Origin of the sequence: Bifidobacterium pullorum subsp. saeculare (genome assembly GCF_016899725.1) — a bacterium.
Classification (GTDB): Bacteria; Actinomycetota; Actinomycetes; order Actinomycetales; family Bifidobacteriaceae; genus Bifidobacterium; species Bifidobacterium pullorum_C.
In genome coordinates this window covers 1-5629 of record NZ_JACLYU010000038.1, presented here as the reverse complement: position 1 = coordinate 5629, position 5629 = coordinate 1, and the positions used below count along the sequence as shown (strand labels likewise).

3 rRNA genes are annotated in these 5629 nt (G+C 59.8%); all 3 read right to left on the bottom strand.

Annotated elements, in window-relative coordinates:
- Window positions 1-48: 48 nt before the first annotated feature.
- A 5S ribosomal RNA gene (rrf, locus tag H7U32_RS09145) occupies window positions 49-165 on the bottom strand.
- 175 nt (window positions 166-340) lie between these two features.
- A 23S ribosomal RNA gene (locus H7U32_RS09140) occupies window positions 341-3414 on the bottom strand.
- 477 nt (window positions 3415-3891) lie between these two features.
- Window positions 3892-5419 (bottom strand): 16S ribosomal RNA (locus tag H7U32_RS09135).
- The 16S, 23S and 5S rRNA genes sit together here, the layout of an rRNA operon.
- Between the last annotated feature and the right edge of the window lie 210 nt (window positions 5420-5629).

The following is a 5629-nucleotide window of genomic DNA, read 5'->3' as shown; positions in this document are numbered from 1 at the left end:
GAAGGAACCCCGGGGAGCTGTGCTCGACCCGGGGTCCTTGTATGTGTGGTGCGGCGACGTGCTACTCTCCCACACCCTGTCGGGTGCAGTACCATCGCCGTGCCAGGCCTTAGCTTCCGGGTTCGGAATGGGTCCGGGCGTCTTTCCTGGGCCATGGTCGCCGCAAATCTATTCTCTTATCGACCCCCTTGCGGAGGGTCGGCTCGTGGTGGCTTGGGGACCGGACAATGGACGCGTGCCTGAAGGAAGTGTTCGTGACCGTGCGGTTGTCGTGCTCCTTGCCATCGGGAGTGTCCGCCATTGGTCTGTGCGACGCCAACCCTTGGGACAAGGGTTGGTTGGGTTGTTGCCGTTTCCCCGTTAGTACCGGTCGGCTCCACCCCTCGCGGGGCTTCCACGTCCGGCCTATCGACCACGTGTTCTACATGGGGGGTCTCGCACCACGAGGGTGCGTGGAATCCTTATCTTGGAGCAGGCTTCCCGCTTAGATGCTTTCAGCGGTTATCCCTTCCGAACGTAGCCAACCAGCCGTGCCACTGGCGTGACAACTGGCATACCAGAGGTTCGTCCACCCAGGTCCTCTCGTACTATGGGCAGGCCTCCTCAAGATTCCGACGAGCGCAGAGGATAGAGACCAAACTGTCTCACGACGTTCTGAACCCAGCTCGCGTGCCGCTTTAATCGGCGAACAGCCGAACCCTTGGGACCTGCTCCAGCCCCAGGATGCGACGAGCCGACATCGAGGTGCCAAACCATCCCGTCGATATGGACTCTTGGGAATGATCAGCCTGTTATCCCCGGGGTACCTTTTATCCGTTGAGCGATGCCGCGTCCGTACACCGGCACCGGATCACTAGTCCCGACTTTCGTCCCTGCTCGACCCGTCGGTCTCGCAGTCAAGCTCCCTTGTGCACTTACACTCAACACCCGATTGCCAACCGGGCTGAGGGAACCTTTGGGCGCCTCCGTTACTCTTTGGGAGGCAACCGCCCCAGTTAAACTACCCGCCAGGCACTGTCCCTGGCACGGATGACGTGCCGAGGTTAGACATCCAATCCGGACAGAGCGGTATTTCAACGACGACTCCACCATGGCTGGCGCCACGGTCTCACGGTCTCCCGCCTATGCTACACAATCCGAACCGGATGACAATACCAAGGTATAGTAAAGGTCCCGGGGTCTTTTCGTCCTTCTGCGCTTAACGAGCATCTTTACTCGTACTGCAATTTCGCCGAGCTCCTGGTCGAGACAGTGGGGAAGTCGTTACGCCATTCGTGCAGGTCGGAACTTACCCGACAAGGAATTTCGCTACCTTAGGATGGTTATAGTTACCACCGCCGTTTACCGGGGCTTGAATTCACCGCTTCCCCCGAAGGGTGACGGATCCTCTTAACCTTCCGGCACCGGGCAGGCGTCAGTGCATATACGGCGACTTACGTCTTGGCATGCACCTGTGTTTTTGGTAAACAGTCGCTACCCCCTGGTCTGTGCCACCCCCAACCGCTCAAGCCGCGAAGGCCGTCACCGCCGGGGGTCTCCCTTATACCGAAGGCACGGGAGCAATTTGCCGAGTTCCTTGACCAGGATTCGCTCGATCGCTTTGGTATTCTCTACCTGACCACCAGTGTCGGTTTGGGGTACGGGCGGTCCTGCGCCCTCACGCCGAAGCTTTTCTCGACGGCCCGGATCACCGGATTCGCGCCACAAGGGCGCCCATCATCGCACCTGGCCCACAATGCCCCCCGGATTTGCCTGGGGGACGGGCTGCATGCTTGACCACGGAAAACCACCTCCGCGGCCGGCTACCTGTCCGTGTCACTCCTGCGCTGACCTACCGGAAGGGTCTGTCCCAACCCCGACCCCGACGCCCGACCCGAAGGAAGGGAACCAGGGAGGGGGGAGGTTAGTGCCCCGACTTTCGGTTTTGTCGGTCGCAAGCCGGTACGGGAATATCGACCCGTTCATCCATTCGACTACGCCTGTCGGCCTCGCCTTAGGACCCGACTCACCCGGGGACGACGAGCGTGGCCCCGGAACCCTTGGTCATCCAGCGGCGGGGATTGTCACCCCGCTCTCGCTACTCATGTCTGCATTCTCACTCCCCCACGGTCCACGGCAGGCTTGCGCCGCCGCTTCGCCCCATGGGGGACGCTCTCCTACCCAGCAACCAATGGCTGCTGCCGCGTCTTCGGTGGCGTGCTTGAGCCCCGCTACATTGTCGGCGCGGGACCACTAGACCAGTGAGCTGTTACGCACTCTTTCAAGGATGGCTGCTTCTGAGCCAACCTCCTGGCTGTCTATGCAATCCCACATCCTTTCCCACTTAGCACGCGCTTGGGGACCTTAGACGACGGTCTGGGCTGTCTCCCTTTCCACAACGAAGCTTATCCCCCGCTGAGTCACTGCCGGGCACACTTGAACGGGTATTCGGAGTTTGGCTGCTATTGGTACCCGATATGGGCCCGCAAGCATCCAGTAGCTCTACCCCCCGCAAGCTCATCCCGACGCTGCACCTAAATGCATTTCGGAGAGAACCAGCTATCACGGAATTTGATTGGCCTTTCACCCCTAGCCCCAGGTCATCCCCCCGGTTTTCAACCCAGGTGGGTTCGGTCCTCCACGCGGTCTTACCCGCGCTTCAACCTGCCCAGGGCTAGATCATCCCGCTTCGGGTCCAGGGCATGCGACTCAAACGCCTTTTAAGACTCGCTTTCGCTACGCATCCACCACACGGCTTATGCTCGCCACACACCACTGACTCGCAGACTCATTTTTCGATAGGCACGCCGTCACCCCACTCAAAGGAGGCTCCGACGGTTCGTAGGCGCACGGTTTCAGGGACTGTTTCACTCCCCTCCCGGGGTGCTTTTCACCTTTCCCTCACGGTACTAGTTCACTATCGGTCAGACAGATATACTTAGGCTTGCCCCACGGTCGGGGCTGATTCACGCGGGGTTCCACGGGACCCGCGCTACTTGGGACAACATCAATCGCGAGACCATGCGCCGACGGGTACGGGGCCATCACCCTCTGCGGCCCGGCATCCAATCCGGTTCCCCTGACACACGGCTTTGTGACTCGCGCCGGGGCCGCCGGGCCCCGGACATGACGTCCCGCAACACCGCATGCGCAACCCCCGGCGGGTATCACACGCACACGGTTTGGCCTCATCCGCTTTCGCTCGCCACTACTCACGGAGTATCCTTTCCTGCAGGTACTGAGATGTTTCACTTCCCTGCGTACCCCCCAGCCCGAAGGCCGGTGACCACCCATCTAAGATGGCCGGGTTCCCCCATTCGGACATCCTCGGATCAAAGCCCGCTCGGCGGCTCCCCGAGGCCTATCGCGGCCCGCTACGTCCTTCATCGGTCCTGTCTGCCAAGGCATCCACCATACGCCCTTGCAAGCAACACCCACACCACGACAAATGGGCGGCGCGCCCGCAAGACCAAATTCGCGAACAACCAGACGACAAATCATCACACGATAATCATGATCACAAAACGATCGAAACGACTCAAAAAAACTTTTAAGAGTTCGATTCGAAACTTCAGAAACAAGAACAACAACACTACACGCTGTTGCCTTGCTCGCGTCCACTATCCAGTTCTCAAACCACCACCCGCACCCACACCCCCCGAAGCGACCACCAACAGACGGAAGCCGAAGGCCATGGGACGGCATCCCAGACACACACCGGCCACGAAAGGCGGCCGGGGTGGCGGTCCGGGAACCCAAAAGCATGCCCATACCACCCGCCCAGGCACAACGCCCAGGCATCGCAGAACCATCCGATCTCTTCCACACCAGCATTCCCCCCGCGATCCCGGACGATCCGGAGACCAGGGGGACACACACCGCACGGCAGACACCGTGCCGAACTCTCCGTAGAAAGGAGGTGATCCAGCCGCACCTTCCGGTACGGCTACCTTGTTACGACTTAGTCCCAATCACGAGCCTCACCTTAGACGGCTCCCTCCCACAAGGGGTTAGGCCACCGGCTTCGGGTGCTGCCCACTTTCATGACTTGACGGGCGGTGTGTACAAGGCCCGGGAACGCATTCACCGCGACGTTGCTGATTCGCGATTACTAGCGACTCCGCCTTCATGGAGTCGGGTTGCAGACTCCAATCCGAACTGAGACCGGTTTTCAGGGATCCGCTCCATGTCACCATGTCGCATCCCGTTGTGCCGGCCATTGTAGCATGCGTGAAGCCCTGGACGTAAGGGGCATGATGATCTGACGTCATCCCCACCTTCCTCCGAGTTAACCCCGGCGGTCCCCCGTGAGTTCCCACCATGACGTGCTGGCAACACGGGGCGAGGGTTGCGCTCGTTGCGGGACTTAACCCAACATCTCACGACACGAGCTGACGACGACCATGCACCACCTGTGAACCCGCCCCGAAGGGAAGGCCTGTCTCCAGGCCGGTCGGGAACATGTCAAGCCCAGGTAAGGTTCTTCGCGTTGCATCGAATTAATCCGCATGCTCCGCCGCTTGTGCGGGCCCCCGTCAATTTCTTTGAGTTTTAGCCTTGCGGCCGTACTCCCCAGGCGGGATGCTTAACGCGTTAGCTCCGACACAGGACCCGTGGAATGGGCCCCACATCCAGCATCCACCGTTTACGGCGTGGACTACCAGGGTATCTAATCCTGTTCGCTCCCCACGCTTTCGCTCCTCAGCGTCAGTAACGGCCCAGAGACCTGCCTTCGCCATTGGTGTTCTTCCCGATATCTACACATTCCACCGTTACACCGGGAATTCCAGTCTCCCCTACCGCACTCAAGCCCGCCCGTACCCGGCGCAGATCCACCGTTAAGCGATGGACTTTCACACCAGACGCGACGAACCGCCTACGAGCCCTTTACGCCCAATAATTCCGGATAACGCTTGCGCCCTACGTATTACCGCGGCTGCTGGCACGTAGTTAGCCGGCGCTTATTCGAAAGGTACACTCACTCGCGCTTGCTCCCAATCAAAAGCGGTTTACAACCCGAAGGCCGTCATCCCGCACGCGGCGTCGCTGCATCAGGCTTGCGCCCATTGTGCAATATTCCCCACTGCTGCCTCCCGTAGGAGTCTGGGCCGTATCTCAGTCCCAATGTGGCCGGTCGCCCTCTCAGGCCGGCTACCCGTCGAAGCCTTGGTAGGCCATCACCCCACCAACAAGCTGATAGGACGCGACCCCATCCCACGCCGATGAAATCTTTCCCACCCAGCCATGCGGCCAGGCGGACCATCCGGCATTACCACCCGTTTCCAGGAGCTATTCCGGAGCATGGGGCAGGTTGGTCACGCATTACTCACCCGTTCGCCACTCTCACCCCAGGTGCAAGCACCCGAGGATCCCGTTCGACTTGCATGTGTTAAGCACGCCGCCAGCGTTCATCCTGAGCCAGAATCGAACCCTCCACAAAAAAACATCATGGAAAGCCAAAAACAGACTCTCACAAAAAAGACGGAACATCCTATAAGGAAGGACGTTCGCACAAAAACCCCAACCGCACTCACACACCCTCCGGTGACCCGAACCCACAAACAAGCACGGGCTGCGATTGGACTGGCAATCAAATGACTCTACAAAAGTAGTACAAACACGCTCTTGAGTTCTCAAACCACCACCACAC